This window comes from Streptomyces sp. NPDC054961 (genome assembly GCF_053609145.1).
This window is the reverse complement of the sequence record NZ_JBSGWY010000019.1, coordinates 87,988-107,637: the sequence shown is the minus strand read 5'-3', so window position 1 is coordinate 107,637 and position 19,650 is coordinate 87,988. Positions and strand designations below refer to the sequence as shown.

Genomic DNA, 19,650 nt, shown 5'->3' with positions numbered 1-19,650 from the left:
AACCCAACCGGTTTCGCGGCCGGATCACCGGGCTCCCCCCCCCAACCGCGGCCCGGTTTCCACACCCCCGGGGCCGCAAACCCCCCCGCCCCCGCCACCCCGGCGGCGGGGGCCGGGGCGTTCCGGCATCGTGGCCGCGGCGGGCTCCGTCGATACCACCCGGCGGGAATCGCCCACGCGTCAGCCGCGTTCTGCGGCCATGGAGCCGAAGGTCTCCCGCATCATCCGGCCGATGCCTCCGGGCTGCCCGATCTGGGAATCGAAGAGGTGCGCGCGCGGACGCTGATCCGTGTTGCTCCAGTGGGCTGACGTGACGCCCGCGAAGTGCCACGATGATCCGTGCTTCAACGATGTGCCAGCTGGGACGCGGTGGGAGCGGCAGCGTGTCCCGGAGGCAGCCCTACCCCACGAAAGGGCGGACACCCCATGCGCGTCATACCCCTCGTATCGTCCTTAGGCAGCGACCAGGGCTTAGCCGCGGACGACGATCCCGTACGGATCTACTACAGCCGCAAGACACAGGAGATCCTCCAGAAGTACGGCCCGGGCCCCCGCGTGCACTTCCACGTGGGTCTGTACCCCGACGGCCCTCCTGACACCACCGCCTCCCAGAGCGCGCTGCAGCAGTGCCTGCGCGACGCGCAGGAGCGGATCGTCGAGCACGCGGCCCGTGCGTGGGGCGCCTACGAGGCGCCGCCGCGGCGGCTGCTGGACATCGGCTGCGGCCTGGGCGGCACCTCGCTGTACTGGGCGCAGGAGCACGGGGCGTCGGTCACCGGCCTGACCGTCGCGGCGGAACACGTCCCCATCGTGCGGGGCTTCGCCCTCCAGGCAGGGGTCGAGGGGCGGGTGAATCCCGTCCTGGCGGATGTGCACGATCTGGACGAGACCCGTGCGTACGACGCCGTCTACGCCAACGAGAGCAGCGGCTACACCGACCGGACCCGGCTCTTCGAGGTCGTCGCCAAGGCGCTGGAGCCCGGTGGGTGGTTCGGGATCCAGGAGCACTTCGTGGTCCGCTCCGAGTGGCTCGAATTCATCGACGGCTACTACAGAACGCGACTGGGACGGCGTGGGGAGTACCTGGCCGCGGCCGAGGCGGCCGGTTTCGAGCTGGTGCGGGACGAGGACGTGACGGACTCGGTGGCGGAGTTCTGGGTGCAGTCCATGGCGTGGAACACCGCCGAACTCGATCGGATCCGCTCGGGCGCAGGCGTTGGGCCCGGCGCCTGGAGCGACGAACGGCTCGAGCAGTCGACGATCGCGCACAGCAAGCTCTTCCGGCTCTGGCGTGATCACGCGGTGCAGACGCGGCTGCTGCTCTTCCGGACCGGTGGTGGCCGATGACCGAAGCACCGCGCCCCTCCCTCCTCGGTCCGCGCCTGCCGTCCTTCTACTGCCCCCTGGAGCGCGACCTCGTCCATCCCGAGGCGAAGCAGGTGGAGGCCCGGGCGGTGGAGTGGCTGGACGCCTTCGGTCTGTATCCCGATCCGGTCGAACGCGCATGGGGTCTCGCCACCCACAGTGCCGACTTCTCCTGCCGCGTCGTCCCGGACGGGAACGTGGAGGCCGTCCTGCTGTTCACCGAGTGGAACTACTGGGCCAACGCCGTCGACGACTGGCAGGATTCGGGTTCCGACGAGGTGGGGACGGGCGCCGTCGTCGAGCACGGCGCGCGTCTGCTGCGGACCATCGAGGACCCGGGGGCCGCGGTGCTGCCCGACGGGCCCATGACCCGCGCCCTGCTGGACCTGGTGGACCGTACCCATGCCATGCTCACGCCCTACGAGCTGCGCAGGTTCGCCGAGGGCACGCGCGACTGGCTGCTCGGGGCGGCCTGGCGGGCCGCCCAGGCCGAGGCGGGGACCGTGCCGGGGCTGAACGACTTCGTCGCCATGGGCCCGCTGGCGAACGGTACGCGCTTCTCGCTGACCTGGTCCGACGTCGCCCGCGGGGACCCGCTGCCGGCGGACGTCCTCTGCTCTCCCGCCCTGACGACGCTGACGGACGCGGCGGGATTCGTCGTCAGCGCGGACAACGACCTCTTCTCCTACGACAAGGACGACCACCTGGAGCCGAAGGAGGTGAATCTCGTCAATGTCCTCGCCCATCAGGAGAACTGCTCGCCCGCCGAGGCGGCTCCGCTCGCGGTGGCCCTGCGCGACCGGGTGATGGTCCTCTTCCTCGGCCTGCGGGCGCGGTTGGAGGAGGGCGCGGACGGGGAACTGCGCCGTCACCTGGCGGCGTTGGGGCACTATGTGGCCGGCTCCCTCACCTGGCAGAGCCGTGCGCCCCGGTACGCGAGTCCGCGCAACCGGTACGAGCTGCCCCGCGAGGGTGCCGGGTTCGCGGTCCGGTTCGCCGACACCCCGAGCGTCACCGGGACCGAGCCGCCGGATCTGCCGGCCCTCGCTTCCTGGTGGCGGCGGTTGCACGGCTGAGCAGCGTCGTGGGCCCCGGCCTGGCCCGGCCGGGCCCCGGCCTGGAGAGGCCGGGGCCCGGCCCCGGCGGGGCGGGGCAGCCGCGGCCGAACAGCCGGGGCCACCCCCCCGCGCCGGCCCCCCGGCGGCGCCGGCCCGGACGCCGGCGGCACCAGCCCCGTCTACGGCCCGGGGTGTCGCCCCGCCCGCTGTCCCGTGCGCTGCTCTTGCCACCCCCTTCCCGGGGGGGGGGGGTGGCCGGGCTGCGCCGCGGGGTGGGCCCGGGCGGGCCGGGGCGGGGCCCGGGCGTGGCGGGGCCGGGGCCCGGCCGCGCGGGGCCGGCTCAGCGGCGGCCGAACAGCCGGCGCCACCAGCCGGCGCCGGCGCCCCGGCGGCGGGCGGCGACCGCGGGCGGCGCCGTCGGCTGCGGCGGGATCAGCGCGTGCGCACGCTGCCCGGACGGTTGCGCGTGCTGCCCGGACGTTTGCGCGTGCTGCCCGGACGGCTGCTCGGCCTCGGGCCCGGGGCCCGGTACGGGGCGCGGGTCGAACCGTACCGGCAGTGACAGCAGGTGGCGTGACATGAGGGTGCCGCGCCACCGGAGCTCGCTCGGGTCGACCGCCAGCTGGAGGTCGGGCAGCCGGTCGAGCAGCACTTCGATACCCGTGTCCGCGATGGCGCGTCCGATGTCCTGGCCCGGGCATTCGTGCGGGCCGCTGCTGAAGGCCAGGTGGGAGCGGTTGCCGTGGACGGAGACGTCGGGATCCGGCCGGATCTGCGGGTCGGCGTTGCCCGCGGCCAGGCCGAGCAGGACCATGTCGCCGGCTTTCACCTGCTGGCCGCCCAGCAGGGTGTCACCGGTGGCCCAGCGCCCGATGATCGTGTTGATCGGCGGGTCGTCCCACAGGACTTGTTCCAGGGCGTCGGGCAGGGTCATGTGGCCTCCGGAGAGGCTGGCCCGGAAGCGCGGGTCGGTCAGTACGGTCCGCAGCGTGTTCGCGATCAGGTTGGCGGTGGTCTCGTAGGCCGCGATCAGCACGACGCGCAGGTGCATGAGCACTTCGGTGTCGTTGAGGTTCGCGGGGTGCTCGATCAGCCAGGACGCGAGGTCGCGGGCGGGCTCGGCCTTGCGCTCCACGACCAGCTGTTCCAGCGTGGCGGTGACGTAGCGGTCGCTCTGGAGGGCCGTCTCGGTTCCCTGCAGCATGTCGCGCGCCGCGTTCACCAGCAGCGGCCCGTGTTCGTCGGGCGCGCCGATGAGCTGCGTCATGACCAGCATGGGGAGCTGGTCGGAGAAGGCGGACACCATGTCGGCGGACCCCGCGCCCGCGATCTGGTCGACGAGCTGATTGGCGAAGCGGGTCACGTAGCGGCGGATGCCGCGCTTGTCGAAGCGCTCCAGGGACTCCACCACGGCCGCGCGCAGCCGCTCGTGCACCGGCCCGTCGGTGAAGTTGCACACCGGCACCCACGACACCATGGGGCCCAGCGGGGTGTCGGCCGGTACCCGGCCCTCTCTCATGTCGCGCCAGCCCCGTGGGTCGCGGGCGAAGCGGGACGAGGTGCGCGCCACGTCCAGGTTCTCCCGGTGACCGAGGACCAGCCAGGCCGGGAGGTCCCCGCTCACCAGCACCGGGGCCACCGGCCCGTACTGGGCTCGCAGCTTCTCGTACAACGCGAGAGGGTCTTCCTGGGCTTCCGTTCCGTGGAGACGGTACAGACCGCCCGCCGCGTGGGCGGGGCACTCGGGCGGTGGGGTGGGGCCGGTACTCACATTGCCTCCTGGGTGGCTGCCTGGGAGTGCAGGTAGCGCATGAGGGTCAGCAGGACATCGCGGGACGAGTCCCGCCGTCTGGCATCACAGACGAGGATCGGGACGGCGGGGGGCAGATCGAGGGCCTGGCGCAGTTCCTCCAGCGGATGCTCGGGCGCGTCGGCGAAGGAGTTGACGGCGACGACGAACGGGACGCCCCGTTCCTCCAGCCGTCCGATGACGTCGAAGCTGATCTCCAGCCTCCGGGTGTCGAGGAGGACGACCGCTCCGAGCGCGCCTTCGAAGAGCCCGCGCCACAGGAACCAGAAGCGCTCCTGGCCCGGTGTGCCGAACAGGTACAGCACCAGTTCGTCGTTGATGCTGATGCGCCCGAAGTCCATGGCCACGGTGGTGGTGATCTTGCGGGAGACGCCCCAGGTGTCGTCGACGCCGACGCCCGCCCTGGTCATCGTCTCCTCGGTCGTCAGCGGTTTGATCTCGCTGACCGCACCGACCATCGTCGTCTTGCCCACGCCGAAACCGCCGACGATGACGACTTTCACCGCTGCCGCGGCCGTCTGCGGGAGTATGTCCGCCGGGCGCGGCCCGGCGGGCGGATCAGAGCTTCTGAAGTCCATCGATCACTGCCTCGATCAGAGCAAGGTCGGGTAGCTGCGCGGCGGGAACGGGCGGACGGACGTACACGCGCTGAGCGGACATCAGGTCTCCGACGAGCACGGTGACGACGCTCACCGGCAGGCCCGCGTACGCGGCGATCTCGGCCACCGACAGCGGTGACCGGCACATCCGCAGGATGGCCGCCTGCTCGGGCTGCATCTCCGGCCGGGCGGTTCCCTTGGCCACGACCAGGGTCACGAGGTCCAGATGGACGGCGGTGGAGGGTCCACTGCGTCCGCCGGTGATGACGTAGAGCCGTTCGGGGCTGCCGTCCTCCCAGCTTGCGGGCGGCTCGTTCACGCGGGCTGCCCGTCATGTCGTGGCGGGCTGCTCAGGTGGTCCCCCATTCGGGTCACCAGATTGCGCATCTGCGCCCCCATCAGGCCCGCGTCGACGCCCTCGTCGGCGAGGACCGCGAGGTAGGAGCCGTCGCCGGCGGCCATCAGGTAGAAGAACCCGCCGTCCATCTCGATCACGACCAGGCGCATCCTGCCCTCGGAACGGGGCAGTTCCGCGGCCACCGCTCCGGCGAGGCTCTGCAGGCCCGCACACGCGGCGGCCAGGCGGTCGGCCGTGTCGGTCTCGGCCCCGTACTGCGCCACGCAGAGCCCGTCCGCGGACAGCACGATCACGTGCCGCGTCTGCGGCACTCCGGCGGCCAGGTCCTTGAGCATCCAGTCCATACTGCTGCGCTGAGTCATCATTGTTTACGCCCCTTTGGTCGCTGAGCCCGACGCGTCATGGGCGCCCTGCACGTCTTTTCCGGGCTCGCCGGACAGTCCGCTGTGGAACGCCTCCAGCCACATTCCCGGGCCGCCGTCGCCCAGTTGCTGAGGTGCCGCGGCCGGCCGGGTGCCGGAGGTGGTGAGACGGTCCTTCCTGCGTCGCTGCGGCAGGCCCGTGGCGGTGCGCGCGTCGGCCGGACCGCCGCTGACGGGCACCGGCCCGGCCGCCGGGGCCGGCCCGGGCGCGAAGACGCCGGCCGGAGGGCGGTCGGGCTGTTCGCGCGATGCGGCGGCCAGCGCCCTGGGCCCCGAGGAGGAGCCGATGCCGTGGGCGAGACCGGTGGCCGCGGACGCCGTGGTGATCAGGTGCTGCGGCACGATCACCACGGCGCGGACGCCGCCGTACGCGGACGAGCGCAGCGACACCTGGAACCCGTACGCCTGCGCCAGCCGGCCGACCACCGCCAGGCCCAGCCTGGGCGTCTCGCCCAGGTCGTTGAGGTCGATGCCGGACTGCGCCTGCGCGAGCATCTTCTCGGCGCGTCCTCGGGCCTCCTCGCTCATGCTCAGGCCGCCGTCCTCGATCTCGACGGCGATGCCCGACTGCACCTCGACGGCGGTGAGGTGGACCCGGGTGTGCGGCGGTGAATACCGGGTGGCGTTGTCCAGCAGCTCCGCGAGGGTGTGGATCAGCGGCTCGACGACCGGGCCGACGACGGCGACCTCGGAGACCGAGTGGAGTTCCACCCGCTGGTAGTCGATGATCCTCGACATCGCGCCGCGCATCACGCTGTACAAGGTGACGGCCCGGCTCCACTGGCGGCCGGGGCGCGCACCGCCGAGGACCGAGATGGAGTCGGCGAGCCTGCCGATCAGGGCGGTGCCGTGGTCCAGTCGCAGGAGGTCGCCGAAGACGTCCGGATTGCTGCCGTGCCGGTCCTCCATCTCACGCATCTCGTGGGCCTGCTGATGGACGATCGCCTGCACGCGGCGGGCGACGTTCACGAAGGCCCGCTGCGCCGAGTCGCGAAGACTCTCCTCGTTGTCGACCGCGTCGATGACGTGGGCCAGCACGGCCTGCAGGGCGGATCTGAAGCGCGGGGTCAGGGCGGTGTCGTCGCCCCAGCGGTTGCCGGGTCCGGCGCGCCCTCCCAGGGAGGTCAGCACCTCCTCGGCCGGCTCGCCCTTGCGCAGGCGCTCCATGGCCTCCGGCAGCACCGCCGCGGACAGGCGCACCGCCTCGGTCTCCTGCCGCGCCAGGGTGTGCTGGAGGGCCTCGACCTGGGCGCTCCGGGCGGCGAGCGCGCGGCCCCGCCGTACCGCTTCGACGATCGCCGCCGCGGTGCACGCGGCGCCCACGGCGATCAGGACGGTGCCGCCCGGTGCCGAGGAGGAAACGAGGGCTCCGGCCAGGCAGGCGGCGGCCAGGACCGCGACAGCGGGCAGCGTCCGGCTCGTCCCCCCTGCTGCGTGGGAGGTTTCGGGTGGAATGCCTCTTTGCTCCATCGGCGTCCTCGAAATATCGAAAAGGGTGACCTTCTGACCGGTGGGCGGGAGCATAACTTCGCCCAACTTCCCGTACGCAGGCTTTCGTTGGAGTTCATCGGACCGGAGGAACCGATATGCGCCATCGGCCGCGCCGCAGGACGGCACCCTCAGGGACCCGCGTGCGGCGATCGGCGGCATAGGGGCAGGTCGGCGGCGTGTCGGCCGGTTCGCGGCGAGGTGATCCGCACTCCCTCCGCGCCCGGTGACGGCCGGATTACATCGCTCCGGAATGGCGCCCCGGAAGGAAATGCGCTAAGGGGGCCTCCCAGCGATCGCGGGGGCGCGCCCGGGGGCCGCCGGCCGGGCGGAACCGTCCCTGCGGGGCCGCCGTCCCTGCCCCACACTGGTACGGGGCACCCCCACGCTGGTGCCGTTCGGATCCCGGCGCACGGGAGGCGCAGCATGCTCGTCAGTCACCGCATCACCGACGACACCCTGCACGTGAAGATCCTGCACGAGCTGGACGTCACCAACCGCGCCGCGGCCGCCCTGCGGATCGAGGCACTCGTCCACGCGCACCGCCCCTCCCGGGTCACGATCGAGCTGCCGGCCCGCGCCCCGTCCCCCATGACCTTCAGCACGCTGGCCCGGGCCTCCCGGATGTGCCAGAGCCTCGGCATCCCCCTCACCGCGACCGCCCCCGGCGGCCAGGCACCGCTGCCGCACCTCGGCCACGAAGCCGGAACGGCCCTGCCCCAGTGGCTGGAACACGGCGCGCGACACGACCACTGACCGTTCCGGAACGGCCCGGCCGTCCCGTTCTGGTCCGGGTGCGAACGGCACCCCGCACCGGGTCCGCCACCTGACGCGCACCCTTCCCCGCGAGCCCGTCTTGCCTGGAATCGCGCGGTTTTCGGCTGGCAAGTACTCGCCATGGCGGGGACTTGCCGCCCTCCGGCCTTCACACCGTTGCCGCTGGTCGATAGACCCTTGGCATGTTCTCCTCCTCTCAGTCTTCCGCCGTGCGGCGCAGGCGCCGGCAGCTGGTCTCGGCCGCCGCCTCGGTGCCGTTGCTGGCGTCGGGGCTCGCGGTTCTCCACGTGCCCGCACACGCCGCTCCGGCCAAACCTCCCGTTCCCGCCGCGTCCTCGGCGACCCACAAGGTCACCCTGGTCACCGGCGACGTCGTCACGGTCACCACCATGGCCGACGGCAAGCAGACCGCCGACGTCGACCGGCCGGACGACGCCGTCGGCGGCGTGAAGGTCCAGCAGATCAACGGGGACCTGTTCGTCGTCCCGGACGAGGTCGTGCCGTTGCTCGGCGCGGACAGGCTGGACCGGCGGCTGTTCAACGTCACCGACCTGATCGAGATGGGATACGACGACGCGAAGTCGGCCGCGGTCCCGCTGATCGCGACGTACACCCGGTCGAGGTCCGGCGCGGCCGTCGAGCCGACGGCCCCCCGGGGCAGCAAGCTGACCCGCAAGCTGGGGGGCATCGGCGGCGCCGTGCTCAGCACCGAGAAGCGGGAGGCCCGTGGCTTCTGGGATTCCGTCGCGCCGCGGGGCAGCGCCACACTGGGCGCCGGCATGGCCAAACTGTGGCTCGACGGCCGGGTGAAGGCCAGCCTGAAGGAGAGCGTGCCGTTGATCGGCGCGCCCGAGGCATGGGCGGCCGGCTACACGGGCAAGGGCGTCAAGGTCGCGGTGCTCGACACCGGCATCGACGTCAACCACCCCGACTTCGCCGGTCTGATCGACGGCACGGCCAGCTTCGTGCCGGGTGAGGCCGTGACCGACGTCAACGGGCACGGCACGCACGTGGCCAGCACGATCGTCGGCTCGGGCGCCGCCTCCGGAGGGGCCAACAAGGGCGTCGCTCCCGGCGCCGACCTCTACGTCGGCAAGGTGCTCGGCGGGGCGGAGGGCTACGGCCAGGACTCCTGGATCATGGCCGGCATGCAGTGGGCCGCCGAGTCCGGGGCGGACGTCGTCAACATGAGCCTCGGCGACTCCACCCCCTCGGACGGCACCGACCCGTTGTCGCAGACGGTCGACGCGCTGTCCGCGCAGTACGGCACGCTGTTCGTCATAGCCGCCGGCAACTCGGGGCCGGAGACCATCTCCGCCCCGGGCGCCGCCGCCTCGGCGCTGACCGTGGCCGCCACGGACAAGCAGGACCGGCTCGCGAGCTTCTCCAGCACCGGCCCGCTGACCCGCTCCGGCGCCATGAAGCCGGACATCGCGGCGCCCGGCGTCGACATCACCGCGGCCCGCTCGTCGCAGATGACCGGCGGCGGCGAGGGCGCCTACCGCACCCTCAGCGGCACGTCGATGGCCACCCCGCACGTGGTCGGCGCGGCGGCGATCCTGGCCCAGCAGCACCCGGAATGGACCGGCGCGCAGCTCAAGGAACACCTGATGAGCACCGCGAAGGGCCTGGACGGCGGGTACTCGCCCTACGAGGTCGGTGCCGGCCGTCTCGACGTGGCCGCCGCTGTGCGCACCACCGTCCGCGGCACCGGATCGCTCTTCTTCGGCAACTACACCTGGCCGCACGAGCCGAGCGACGTCGCCGTCACGAAAGACCTGACCTTCACCAACACCGGCGCCGCCGCCGTCACGCTCGACCTGGCGCTGACCGGTGGCGGCCCGTTCACCCTCGGGGCCACCACGGTGAGCGTCCCGGCGGGCGGCACCGCCGCCGTCCCGGTGACCGGCGACCCGCGGTCCGCCCCGGCGGGCCGGCACGTCGGCTACGTCACGGCCACCGACGCGGCCACCGGGCATCCGGTGACCCGCACGTCCGTGGCGCTCCTCGAGGAGGAGGAGCGCTACGACCTGAACATCAAGCTGGTCGGCCGGGACGGCAAGCCGGCCGCCGGCTGGGTCGGAGTCAACCTCGCCGGCGACATCTGGCCGTGGTCGCTCTACGTCGACGGATCGACCACCATGCGGATGGCACCGGGCTCGTACACCGTCGCGGGGTACCTCGACGTGGCCGGCGAGCAGGCGGACCGCTCGGGCATGGCCGTCCTGGTCGACCCGGAGACCGTACTGAAGGACCGCTCCGCCGACGTCGTGCTGGACGCGAGCAAGGCGCACCTGTTGCAGACCGAGGCGCCGGAGCGCACCGAGGACCGTCAGCGCAAGGTCGACTTCAACGTCCACTACGAAGGTTTCGACCCGCACTTGGACTACCGCAGCGCGTACGTGCTGCCGCCCACGTACGACGACGTCTACGTCGCACCGACGGAGGCGATGGAGCAGGGCGAGTTCACACTGATCACCCGTTGGCGCAAGGGTGAGCCGCAGCTCGGCCTCAGCACGCCGGGCGACCGCCTCCGGATCGACGCACTGGTGCAGGCGGGCAGCGCCCTGGGCACGGCCACGGACAGGCTGGACGTCGTCTACGCCGGCAACGGCGCACCGGCCGCGTACAAGAAGGTCAAGGCCAAGGGCAGGGTGGTCGTCGTCGACCGCAGCGACGAGGTCTCGCCCCAGGAGCGCGCCGAAGCCGCGGCCGCGGCCGGTGCCAAGGCGCTGATCGTGGTCCACGACGGCGTCGGTCGCCTGATGGAGTACGTCGGCGAGTCGGCCATCCCGGTCGCCACCGTGCACCGCGACGCGGGCAGGGCCCTCGTCTCCCTGGCGAAGGCCGGCGTCCACAAGCTGACGGTCAAGCAGGTCGAGCACACGCCGTTCGTCTACGACCTGACCCGGGACTACCCCGGCCAGGTGCCGGACCGGGCCCTGGTCTACAAGCCGGCCAAGGGCGACCTCGCCCGGATCGACGCCCGCTACCACTCCGCCGCGGGTGACCGGCTGGCGGAGGGCTACCGCTCCGACTTCACCCTCAGCCCGTCGTTCAACCTCCCGGAGGCCGAGCACCACCCGGGCACCCGCACGGAGTGGGTGACTCCTGGCCAGGTCTGGAGGGAGTTCCACACGCAGGGCGTCGACACGGCCCTGCCGTGGTCGATGGTGTCGGGCGACAACACCTACGCCAAGGGCAGCACCACCCGGCTGGACTGGTTCGCCCCGGTGACCCGGCCCGGCCAGAGCGAGTCCTTCGGGGTGTACAACTCCCGCTGGCAGAACAACATGACCTGGAACGTGCAGGCGTGGGCCTCCTCCAGCGACGTCATGCGGCTGGGCGGCTACCTTCCCTGGGGGGAGACCCCGTCCCACCTGCAGGTGTTCCAGGGCGACACGCTGATCCACGACAACCCGGTCGGCGGGGACATGCAGTGGCAGGAGGTCCCGGCGGGCAACCTGCCCTACCGCGCGGTGCTCGACGCGGAGCGGCCCGGTGACCTCTTCCGGCTGTCGACGCGCACGCACACCGAGTGGACCTTCCTGTCGGACACCGTCGACTCGGACTCCTTCGAGCCGTTCTCGGTGCTGAACCTGGACTACGGGCTGGAGTCGGACCTGCACGGCGACGTCAAGGCCGGTGCGCGGCAGCAGATCACCCTCAAGCCGGTGTCGATGGACCGCGGCACCGTGCCGGGCACCGTCACCACGGTGGCGCTGGACGTCTCGTACGACGACGGCGCCACCTGGCAGAAGGTGGACCTGGCCAAGGGCGCCGGCGGCTCCTGGACGGGCTCGTTCACGACGGCCAAGAAGCCGGGCGGCTTCGTCTCCCTGCGCGCGAGCGCCGGGACGGACAGCGGCTTCGGCGTCAAGAACGAGATCATCCGGGCGTACGGCCTGCGATGAACCCCAGTGTCGGGCCCCGGGGAGGCGACTCCCCGGGGCGCTTCCCGTCAGACCTGCTCCCAGCAGGCACTATTCAACATCTGCCACCATGGCGCATACTCTCCCCGCTGCGGCAAGCGAAGGAGAGTCGGTCGCCGATGCTGGATGTTCTGGGCCTCGAACCCGATGACGAACGCGTCTACCGGGCGCTGCTCGGACGACCGGACTCCACCGCGGCCCAGCTCGCGGACCTGCTCGGAACGCCGCGGGGCGACGTCGCCACGGCACTGTCCCGCCTGGTCGGGTGGGGACTCGTGACCGGGTCGCCGGACGAACGGTTCACCGCCGCGCCGCCCGCCATGGCCCTCGGCGCTCTCATCAGCGAGCGCCGGGACGGGTTGCGCCTGGCCGAGCAGGCACTGGTGACCTTCGCCGAGGAACACCGGGCGGCGATGACGGGGAACAGCATCAGCGATCTGATCGAGGTCGTCACGGGTGTCGACGCCATCCGCCACCGCTTCCTCCAGGTGCAGCAGGCGGCCCGCACGCAGGTCCGCAGCTTCATCACCGCGCCGTTCGTCGCCCTGCCGCCCGACGAGAACACGGCCGAACCCGTCGCCCTCAGCCGCGGGGTGCGGTTCCGGGCGGTACTGGACCGGGCCGTGCTGGGAGAGCCGGGCATCATCGACGATGCGATCAACGCCCTGCGCAACGGCGTGCACCTGCGTGTCGCCGACCAGCTCCCGATGAAACTCGTGCTGGCCGACGCCGACCTCGGCCTCGTCCCGCTCGCGGTCACACCGGACGGAGAGCCCGGCGCCGTGCTCCTGCACCGCAGCGGCCTGTTGGACGCCTTGGACGCGCTGTTCGAGACGGTGTGGCGGACCGCCCACCCCCTCGAGCTGTCGGACACCGGCTCAGAGGCCCCATCCACGGTCGAACTCGGGGCGCAGGGTCCGACCGACCTCGACCGGAGGATCCTCGCGCTCCTCCTGGCCGGCCTGACCGACCTGACGGCCGCGGCACAACTCGGCCTGTCACCACGGACGTTGCACCGACGCCTGCGCCACCTCATGGACGTGGCCGGAGTCCGGACCCGGATGCAACTCGGCGGTCACGCGGTCCGCCACGGCTGGGTGGGGCCGCTCTGACGTGGACGCCCGATGGCGAACGTGGCGTCTCCCGGTTGCCGTGGTCAGCGCTCGCGAAGGCGCCTGGCACCGTTGGGGGTCACCTCCGGGGCAGAACTCGCACAGCTGAACTCCCGGTCCCCGGCTGCTGCCGCCTGCTGCCGGCCTTCGTCCGGTCGGCGAGACGTGGTGGAGGAAGCGCGCTAGCCGGCCTTCTCGAAGGTGCCCAGCCCGTTGGCGTCCAGGTATTCCACGCGCATCCGGCCGTCGGTGAAGGTCACCCCGGTGCGTCCGACCGCGTTCTCGCCGACGGTCTCGAAGCTGAAGGTGTTCCCGTCGTAGTGGGTGAGCGGGTAGTTCTGCGGCTTCGGTCCCAGGTGCAGGACCAGTCCGCCGTCCGGGCCGACGGCGACGGTGGCCCGCCCGTAGAACGGGTTGGTGTACGTACCGGTGTACGCGCTGTCCGAGCGGGCCGGCTTCGGGCTGGCGGGCGGCTTGGCGTAGTCCGTGTCCGAGCCCCCCTCGTTGAGCTGCTCCGCGTAGGCCTTGGCCACCACGGGCAGCCAGTCCCGGGTGGGCTTGCCGTGCTCGGCGGTGTCGAAGAAGTTCAGGGCGATGGTGTCGGGGAGGCCCGAGGGGGCGCCGTTGGTCAGCACCACGATGGCGAGCTTCTCGGCGGGAACGAGGGTGACGTTGGTGTTGGCGCCGAGTGCGAAGGCACCGGAGTGGCTCAGGCGCAGTCGGCCGTGGTCGTCGTAGCGCACGTTCCAGCCCAGGCCGTAGTAGCCGGGCTGGGCGTTCGGTTCGGCGGCGGGTTGGCTGATGCTGTGCGGGAAGTGGGTCTCGGCCAGGCCGGCGCCGTTGATGACCTGCTTGCCGTCGATCTTTCCGCCGCCCATCTGGAGGCGCAGCCAGCGGGCCATGTCCCGGGCGTTCGAGCTGACGCCGCCGGCCGCGGTCTGCGCGTCGGCGTCGCGGACGTAGAGGGGCTTCCAGGTGCCGTCGTCGGTCTTGACGTGGGTGAGCGCGCGGTCGGCGGCCTTCTCGTAGTCGCTGAAGCGGGAGCTGGTGTGTGTCATCCCGGCGGGCTTGTACAGCAGGTCCTTGGAGAGCTTGTCCCAGGGCACACCCTTGGCCTTGGCGACGGCCTCGGCGGCCGCGGTGAAGCCGAAGTTGGTGTACAGGTAGCTGGTGCGGAACGGGCTGAGGGGCTCGTAGCGCAGGTGGGACAGGATGTACGACTGGTCGTAGCCCAGATCCTCGAGGAGGTCTCCGGAGTGGTCGGGCAGGCCCGAGCGGTGCGCGAGCAGGTCGGCCGCCGTAACGTGCGAGATGACCCAGGGGTCCTTGAGGGTGATCCCCTTGAGCGGGTGGTCGAAACCGTCGGCGCCGAGGGCCTGGGCCAGGACGGTCGTGGCCACCGGTTTGGAGACCGAGGCGAGCTGGAAGACGGTGTCCGGGCCGACCTTCTCGCCAGGGGCCGCGGTGCTGCGGACACCGAAGCCCTTGAGGTAGACGACCTTGTCGTCGTGGACCACGGCCACCGCGACACCGGGCACCCCGGTGCGCCGTATGCCGTCCTGCACCTGCGTGTCCAGGGTGTCCAGGGCCCTCGCCACGTCGAAGCCGCCGGGGATCGGCGACGGTGCGGCGGCACCGGTCCCGGCCGCCAGGGCGAGGCCGGCGGCCACCGCCAGCGCCCTGCGCTTGCTGTTGCGTCGCATACGTCCATTGAACGCCAGCCCGGCATGGGGCGCCTGGGCAGAGCCCGGGGTGCGAAACGCAGGTGGGGCGGCGCTCGCGGTCCCGCCGGAAGACACGTCGTGTGGTTCAGAGAAGGCCAGCCTGCCTGTAGGTAGCTACACGGCCACTGACAGCCACGCCATCCACTTCGACTTCCAGCGGAGCGGCTGGCGACGGCTGCCTCGAGGGACTCCAGGACCTGAGGACATCCCGAGCGTTCGGCCACGCTGTCGAAGGGCCGGAGAGTCCGCGAAGCGCGGCGGGGATCTCCGGGCCAGCCTTCACCACAGCGGATATGTGCCGTCGATGCGCGAGATCGGCCAGGCGGTCAGCCCGTCGAGCACTTCCCGCGTCGCGCATCAGCTCCTGGCGCTGGGACTCCCACCGTCTGACCGGGGTGGGGCCGCTGCGGGCGGTTCGGCAGGCGTGGTACGCCGCCGCGGGTTCGGCCAACGCGAGGTCGAGCCATGCGGCATCCCCGGGAAAGGCCGCCGGGTGCGGCGCGTTGTCACCCTGTCGGAGGCGAATGATGTTGTGGTGGTGCGGTGACAGCACGTCTGCCCCAGCGTCGGCCGGGACAGCAGCGCCGCCCGCGTTCGTGGCGGGGTCGCCGACGCCGCCAGCCGGAACAGCAGGGCCGCCCGGGGTTGTGGCCGATCCACGGAGTGCTTCTTCTGGCCTTCGCCGCCGCGATCCTCGCCGCCACCGTGACGTTCTACGCCGGGTGGAAGCTGCTCGGCGTCCAGGGGCTGGCACCCGAGCAGTACCTCGGGTCCAGGGAGCTGTTCGGCCTTGTGAAGGTCTCCTTCGGCGTGGTCGCGGGCGCCGGAGCCCTGTTCGCCCTGGTCAACGGCTATCGGCGTCAGCGCGTTGACGAGGCCGGAGCCCTGCGCGAAGACACTCGCCTGCACACGGAACGCTTCACCAAGGCCGTCTCCCAACTCGGCGAAAAGTCCGAGGCCGTCCGCCCCGGCGCCGTCCATGCCCTGGCCGGCCTCGCTGACGATGCCCCCGCCCCCGACCTGCGGCAGACCTGCATCGACGTGCATCGACTTCAAGGACACGAAGTTCTCCGGCGTCAGGGTCGACTTCAGGGGTGCGACGTTCGCCGACGGCGAGGTCACGTTCCGCGGCGCCGCGTTCTCCGACGGCGAGGTCGACTTCAGGGACGCGATCTTCTCGGGCGCCAGAATCGACTTCAGCGCGAGCCTTCTCGACACCTCGACCTCCTTCCGTGGCGCAAGGTTCTCTGCCGGCACGGTGTCCTTCAATGACGCGAGGTTCCTCGGCCCGGTCGACTTCTGCAGCGTGTTCTCCGGCGGCACCGTCCTCTTCGGTACGACGTTCTCCCGTGGCACGGTCTCCTTCCGTGGGGCAGAGTTCTCCGGAGCCACGGTCGGATTCAGCGGCGCAGAGTTCTCCGGAGCCACGGTCTCCTTCCGCGGCGCAAGATTCTCCGCGGGTGTGGTGGAGTACTGCGGCACGAAGTTCTCCGACGGCCAGGTCACGTTCCGGGGTGCTGGGTTCATCGGTGCTGACGTCTCTTTCCTCGGCGCGGTGTTCTCCGGCGCCAAGGTCGACCTGTCTTCTGCGAGCGGGCAACGACCGTCGGGTCTGGTGCCGCCGTCCGAGAAGCCCCTGCCTGACGGGCTGACTCTGCCTCGCGACGCCTACGGGTCGGCGGGGGACCTGGACCGGGCCATCCCCCTGTACGAACAGAACCTCACCGAGGCGAAGCGGGTGCTGGGCGAGGACCATCCGCTCACGAGGAGACTCCCAGGAAGTCTCACTGCCGCCATCGCCAGACGCGACGGCGGCACCATGCCGCCTTCGGTGTCGTAGGTTGCGCCGATGCGTAGGCGTCGGCGTCGCCGGCACCCCCGTGGGCCGGAGCTTCTCGTCCTCGGTCGTCACGTCGCGACCCACAAGACACCCGAGATCAAGAAGTGGCTGTTTGCGCACCCGCGCCCAAATGCTGCTCTCGCCACGGTGATGGTCGTCGACCAGATGGTGAGGTGCGGGGCGGTGACCCCATACGCTCTGCAAGGGGTTATGGAGGTTGGCTAGGTCGGCTACTTCTGGGTCGCGATCAGGACGCAGACCATGCTCACGACGGCGATGAAAAGCGTCAGCGAGGTCCCGAAGGCCTTCGTACCGCTCCGGAGCCGATCGGACCAGCTTGCAGTCGGCGGGTGGGGAAGGGCGGCGGCCACTCCTCCTACGGTGAAGGACAGGAAGATTCCGACAACACAGATCAGGGCGATCAGTGCCCAATCGATCATGGCGCGTCCATTTTGAACGGGGCCGGCGCTCGCGCGGCCGACCAGCCAACGACAACAAGCTAAGTCTTACTCTACCTAGGGATCTATGTCTATCTCTACATAGCTAGGTAGTAGTAGACTCTGGGTATGGGTGAGCCGAGAATCACGATGGCGACCCGGGAAGTGCTCTCCGCCTTCCTGGCGAAGCCGGCCGAGGAGCACTACGGCCTACAGATCGCAGACGCTGCTGGACTGCCCGGTGGCACCATCTACCCCATCCTGATCCGCCTGGAGCAGTGTGGCTGGTTGGAAAGCCGCTGGGAGGACATCGATCCCCAGCAGGAGGGGCGTCCCCAGCGCCGCTACTACCGACTGAGTGAGCGTGGGGCGCAGGCTGCAGCTGCGGCGCTGGCCAAGCGCAGCCGTAAGCATGCCTTCGGTCTCCGTCCGCAGGGGGCGGCGTGAGTGGCTCTGCCGTGAGTGGCTTCGTCTTGCTTGGTGTTGTGGTGGCAGGTCCGATGGGGATCGCGCTGGCCCGTTTAGTCCGGGCGCGCCTGGATTTCCGACGCCGGGCGAAGGACATCGAGCTCGCGGAGCTGCTTGGGTCGGCGGCCGACAGGCTCCGTGGGGAGCGTGAACGGCCCCCCACCCGTGAGGAGATTCTCGCGGCTGCGGGATACGTTCGGGTCCGTAAGCCGGTCAAGTTCTGGGAAGACGCCGTAGTGCCCGGGCGGGCCCTCTTGAAGGCGCAGGCGGCCGAGCGAAAGCTCATGTTGGCGCTCGCCTTCCTTCCTCCGGGTCAGCGTGCGCGCTACCGGCATGAGTGGGGCGCCGAAATGGCCACCTTGACCTCGCAGGAGGCAGCCGCGTTCTCCGTCCAGATCTTGCGCTCCGCCCCGATGATGGGTTTCCACCTTCTGGCCAAGGAGGCGTTCGGCAGCAAGGCCGCCTGAGTGCGGCAGTAGCCGGTTCCGAGAAGCCGCCGCGGGTCTCGACGTAGGGGATTCCTGCTGCCCCTGGCCGGAGGCACCTCCCAGGCATGGGAGCACCGATCAGCCCGACATCCTCGGAATGGTACGACGGCGGGCCGATGGGACTGCCGGGAGTGGGGCCCTCGTTCGCATGGCGTGGTGGACGCCGTCGCCTTTGAGGTGGCAGTCGCGGAGGATCTTCCAGGTCTTCATGCGGGCGAAGACGTGCTCGACGCAGGCACGGGCCTGCTTGGGGGACCTGTTGTAGTCCTCTTTCCAGTCCGGGAGTTCGGTCTGCCCACGCTGCCCGCGGTGCGGGTTGTTGCTGACGCCGCCCCGTGTCCTCGATCCTGTGTGCTCGGCAAGCGGAGAGGGCGCATGGGGCTGATTCTTTTCCCGGACGACAGAGACAACAGCAGTCCGGATGTCTCCTGGTCCTACAGCGGCTTTGCCGCGTTCCGGCGGCGCCTGGCTGAGGCCGAGGGGTTCGCCCTCTCCGAGATGCGGAGCTTTAGCGGCGAGCGCCCGTGGAGCGAGGTGTCCACCGGCTCTGGAGCCACTTCTCGATCATCCGGATGACGGTGGTGACGCTCTCTCGCCTGCGGAGTGCGCGTCGATTCTGGTCCGGCTGGAGACGATCACCGAGCAGTTGGCGCGGAAGGGCGGAAACCAGCTCCTCCAGCAGCACATTGAGGACGCCCGCCAGCTGGCAGGCGTCCTGCGGCACTGCATCGAGAGGGACGTCCCGCTGGCCTTCCTGTGAAGCACACCGACCACGGAACCCACCGGTCAGGCTGCAGCGGCACCGGGACGCAGCTGCCTGGACGGCAGTGCCTGCCTCCGGCTGACCGGCCGTGCGGCACACCGACGGGGTGCTGGTGGCAGAGGTGGAACGGATGGCTCGGGCGGGCCGGGCTGCGGCGGCGTGCCGGCGCCGCCGGCATGCAGAGGGTCCTTGTGCCTGGTCGATCAGTGTCTGGTGCGTGGGCGTGCATGCTGGGGTCATGAGTGAAGATGTGCCGCAGCCCCGAGACGAGGCCATTCTCCGGCTCTTGCAAGATCGTGTGATGGGATGCCCTCCCAGGTCATTCTTCGCGAAGGCGCGCAGCTGACCGTCTTCAACATCGCCTGGGGGTACGACCTTGGCGACGCGTACGCCCATGTCACGAGCAACATGAGCCCTCCTGTCGAGGGCGCGACTGTCGACTTCTTCTCCACGAATTCGGTTGTCGCGATCCTCGACCCTGCGAGCGGTGCGCTTTTGCTTGAGGTCTCGTAGGGCCTGCCATTCTCTGCTGGGGCCGCCTGGCCTGGCACAGGGGTGTACCTGTCTGAGGAGTATGGGCCCCACTGCGAAGCATGCGACGACCCCTTCCGTGAGCTGCACGAACTCGACGCCGCTGGTGTCAGCGGCCCGCCTGGGGTGTCCCGTGGTCTCCGCCCACGGGGTGGAGGCTGAGCTGCTGAGCGAGCGGTGGAGGTGCGCGCAGCAAGGCAGCCCACAGCCGCCCCCCTCCCCGTTCCACCGCTGCCGGTTTCGCACAGGAGAACCTCGACTTTGGCCGGTTCGGCAGCGGGACCTGGCGCGATCACCTGGCCCGGCTTCCGCTGCCGACGTCGGCGCGGTGCCGTCAAGGCCACTCCATGCCCAGCCCGCGTAGCGCGTTCATGTACGGGAGCGGGGCGGGCGGGGGGGGGGGGGGGGGGGGGGGGGGGGGGGGGTCTGGGGGCGGGGTGGGTCGATGGCGGGGGGGGGGTAGGGCGCCCGCGCCCGC

The 19,650-nt window shown here is 71.1% G+C and carries 17 protein-coding genes and 1 pseudogene; 9 read left to right on the top strand and 9 right to left on the bottom strand.

Annotated features, from left to right (window positions below):
- The first annotated feature begins 426 nt into the window (after positions 1–426).
- Positions 427–1,347 (top strand): SAM-dependent methyltransferase, encoded by a 921-nt coding sequence (locus ACWF9Z_RS18980; RefSeq protein WP_453603491.1) that lies wholly within the window; start codon positions 427–429, stop codon positions 1,345–1,347.
- Positions 1,344–2,441, top strand: a complete 1,098-nt coding sequence (locus ACWF9Z_RS18975; RefSeq protein WP_453603489.1) for a terpene synthase family protein — start codon at positions 1,344–1,346, stop codon at positions 2,439–2,441. The genes ACWF9Z_RS18980 and ACWF9Z_RS18975 overlap by 4 nt, the downstream gene beginning before the upstream one ends.
- Before the next feature lie 322 nt (positions 2,442–2,763).
- On the opposite strand, the gene ACWF9Z_RS18970 is transcribed toward ACWF9Z_RS18975, so the two are convergent.
- The 5 genes from ACWF9Z_RS18970 to ACWF9Z_RS18950 are packed head-to-tail and all read right to left on the bottom strand — an operon-like array spanning position 2,764 to position 7,082.
- Positions 2,764–4,194: a cytochrome P450 gene (locus tag ACWF9Z_RS18970; RefSeq protein ID WP_453603488.1), complete on the bottom strand. Its 1,431-nt coding sequence runs from the start codon at positions 4,192–4,194 to the stop codon at positions 2,764–2,766.
- On the bottom strand, positions 4,191–4,811 hold the full coding sequence (locus tag ACWF9Z_RS18965; protein WP_453603486.1) for a GTP-binding protein: 621 nt from the start codon (positions 4,809–4,811) through the stop codon (positions 4,191–4,193). Before ACWF9Z_RS18965 ends, ACWF9Z_RS18970 begins: the two co-directional genes overlap by 4 nt.
- On the bottom strand, positions 4,792–5,151 hold the full coding sequence (locus tag ACWF9Z_RS18960) for a DUF742 domain-containing protein (RefSeq protein ID WP_453603485.1): 360 nt from the start codon (positions 5,149–5,151) through the stop codon (positions 4,792–4,794). The genes ACWF9Z_RS18965 and ACWF9Z_RS18960 overlap by 20 nt, the downstream gene beginning before the upstream one ends.
- On the bottom strand, positions 5,148–5,555 hold the full coding sequence (locus ACWF9Z_RS18955; RefSeq protein ID WP_069918385.1) for a roadblock/LC7 domain-containing protein: 408 nt from the start codon (positions 5,553–5,555) through the stop codon (positions 5,148–5,150). The genes ACWF9Z_RS18960 and ACWF9Z_RS18955 overlap by 4 nt, the downstream gene beginning before the upstream one ends.
- A 3-nt stretch (positions 5,556–5,558) precedes the next feature.
- The gene (locus ACWF9Z_RS18950; protein ID WP_453603483.1) at positions 5,559–7,082 is read right to left on the bottom strand and encodes a sensor histidine kinase; all 1,524 of its coding nucleotides are present in this window, start codon (positions 7,080–7,082) and stop codon (positions 5,559–5,561) included.
- Between the two features lie 444 nt (positions 7,083–7,526).
- On the opposite strand from ACWF9Z_RS18950, the gene ACWF9Z_RS18945 reads away from it, so the two are divergent.
- The 3 genes from ACWF9Z_RS18945 (at position 7,527) to ACWF9Z_RS18935 (ending at position 12,921) form a co-directional block, all read left to right on the top strand.
- Positions 7,527–7,856: a hypothetical protein gene (locus ACWF9Z_RS18945; RefSeq protein ID WP_453603481.1), complete on the top strand. Its 330-nt coding sequence runs from the start codon at positions 7,527–7,529 to the stop codon at positions 7,854–7,856.
- Positions 7,857–8,059: 203 nt separating this feature from the next.
- Positions 8,060–11,791 carry a S8 family peptidase gene (locus tag ACWF9Z_RS18940; RefSeq protein WP_453603480.1) on the top strand — a complete coding sequence of 1,244 codons (3,732 nt, stop codon included), beginning with the start codon at positions 8,060–8,062 and terminating at the stop codon, positions 11,789–11,791.
- Between the two features lie 137 nt (positions 11,792–11,928).
- Positions 11,929–12,921: a helix-turn-helix domain-containing protein gene (locus ACWF9Z_RS18935; RefSeq protein ID WP_453603479.1), complete on the top strand. Its 993-nt coding sequence runs from the start codon at positions 11,929–11,931 to the stop codon at positions 12,919–12,921.
- 182 nt (positions 12,922–13,103) lie between these two features.
- On the opposite strand, the gene ACWF9Z_RS18930 is transcribed toward ACWF9Z_RS18935, so the two are convergent.
- The gene (locus ACWF9Z_RS18930; protein WP_453603477.1) at positions 13,104–14,624 is read right to left on the bottom strand and encodes a serine hydrolase; all 1,521 of its coding nucleotides are present in this window, start codon (positions 14,622–14,624) and stop codon (positions 13,104–13,106) included.
- Positions 14,625–15,002: 378 nt separating this feature from the next.
- A complete protein-coding gene (locus ACWF9Z_RS18925; RefSeq protein ID WP_453603543.1) occupies positions 15,003–15,914 on the bottom strand; it encodes a hypothetical protein in 912 nt (303 codons plus the stop codon).
- Here ACWF9Z_RS18925 and ACWF9Z_RS18920 point away from each other — a divergent pair.
- Positions 15,904–16,485: a hypothetical protein gene (locus ACWF9Z_RS18920; protein ID WP_453603541.1), complete on the top strand. Its 582-nt coding sequence runs from the start codon at positions 15,904–15,906 to the stop codon at positions 16,483–16,485. The genes ACWF9Z_RS18925 and ACWF9Z_RS18920 overlap by 11 nt on opposite strands.
- 230 nt (positions 16,486–16,715) lie before the next feature.
- On the opposite strand, the gene ACWF9Z_RS18915 is transcribed toward ACWF9Z_RS18920, so the two are convergent.
- Entirely contained in the window at positions 16,716–16,925 is a 210-nt protein-coding gene (locus tag ACWF9Z_RS18915) for a hypothetical protein (RefSeq protein WP_453603475.1), read from the bottom strand.
- Positions 16,926–17,051: 126 nt separating this feature from the next.
- On the opposite strand from ACWF9Z_RS18915, the gene ACWF9Z_RS18910 reads away from it, so the two are divergent.
- Positions 17,052–17,369, top strand: coding sequence for a PadR family transcriptional regulator (locus ACWF9Z_RS18910; RefSeq protein WP_453603473.1), 318 nt, complete (start codon positions 17,052–17,054; stop codon positions 17,367–17,369).
- 11 nt (positions 17,370–17,380) lie between these two features.
- Entirely contained in the window at positions 17,381–17,857 is a 477-nt protein-coding gene (locus tag ACWF9Z_RS18905) for a hypothetical protein (RefSeq protein WP_453603471.1), read from the top strand.
- Positions 17,858–17,956: 99 nt separating this feature from the next.
- Here the strand turns inward: ACWF9Z_RS18905 and ACWF9Z_RS18900 are convergent.
- A pseudogene (locus ACWF9Z_RS18900) lies at positions 17,957–18,193 on the bottom strand (hypothetical protein); the annotation flags it as partial.
- 754 nt (positions 18,194–18,947) lie between these two features.
- Between ACWF9Z_RS18900 and ACWF9Z_RS18895 the strand changes: the two are divergent.
- The gene (locus tag ACWF9Z_RS18895) at positions 18,948–19,154 is read left to right on the top strand and encodes a hypothetical protein (RefSeq protein ID WP_453603469.1); all 207 of its coding nucleotides are present in this window, start codon (positions 18,948–18,950) and stop codon (positions 19,152–19,154) included.
- The last annotated feature ends 496 nt before the right edge of the window (positions 19,155–19,650 follow it).

What these genes read in the sequence shown, in the direction of transcription:
- ACWF9Z_RS18980 (WP_453603491.1), top strand. Translation starts at nt 427, where the DNA reads ATGCGCGTCATACCCCTCGTATCGTCCTTAGGCAGCGACCAGGGCTTA.
- ACWF9Z_RS18975 (WP_453603489.1), top strand. Translation starts at nt 1,344, where the DNA reads ATGACCGAAGCACCGCGCCCCTCCCTCCTCGGTCCGCGCCTGCCGTCC.
- ACWF9Z_RS18965 (WP_453603486.1), bottom strand. Translation starts at nt 4,811, where the DNA reads ATGGACTTCAGAAGCTCTGATCCGCCCGCCGGGCCGCGCCCGGCGGAC.
- ACWF9Z_RS18955 (WP_069918385.1), bottom strand. Translation starts at nt 5,555, where the DNA reads ATGATGACTCAGCGCAGCAGTATGGACTGGATGCTCAAGGACCTGGCC.
- ACWF9Z_RS18950 (WP_453603483.1), bottom strand. Translation starts at nt 7,082, where the DNA reads ATGGAGCAAAGAGGCATTCCACCCGAAACCTCCCACGCAGCAGGGGGG.
- ACWF9Z_RS18945 (WP_453603481.1), top strand. Translation starts at nt 7,527, where the DNA reads ATGCTCGTCAGTCACCGCATCACCGACGACACCCTGCACGTGAAGATC.
- ACWF9Z_RS18940 (WP_453603480.1), top strand. Translation starts at nt 8,060, where the DNA reads ATGTTCTCCTCCTCTCAGTCTTCCGCCGTGCGGCGCAGGCGCCGGCAG.
- ACWF9Z_RS18935 (WP_453603479.1), top strand. Translation starts at nt 11,929, where the DNA reads ATGCTGGATGTTCTGGGCCTCGAACCCGATGACGAACGCGTCTACCGG.
- ACWF9Z_RS18930 (WP_453603477.1), bottom strand. Translation starts at nt 14,624, where the DNA reads ATGCGACGCAACAGCAAGCGCAGGGCGCTGGCGGTGGCCGCCGGCCTC.
- ACWF9Z_RS18915 (WP_453603475.1), bottom strand. Translation starts at nt 16,925, where the DNA reads ATGATCGATTGGGCACTGATCGCCCTGATCTGTGTTGTCGGAATCTTC.
- ACWF9Z_RS18910 (WP_453603473.1), top strand. Translation starts at nt 17,052, where the DNA reads ATGGGTGAGCCGAGAATCACGATGGCGACCCGGGAAGTGCTCTCCGCC.
- ACWF9Z_RS18895 (WP_453603469.1), top strand. Translation starts at nt 18,948, where the DNA reads ATGCCCTCCCAGGTCATTCTTCGCGAAGGCGCGCAGCTGACCGTCTTC.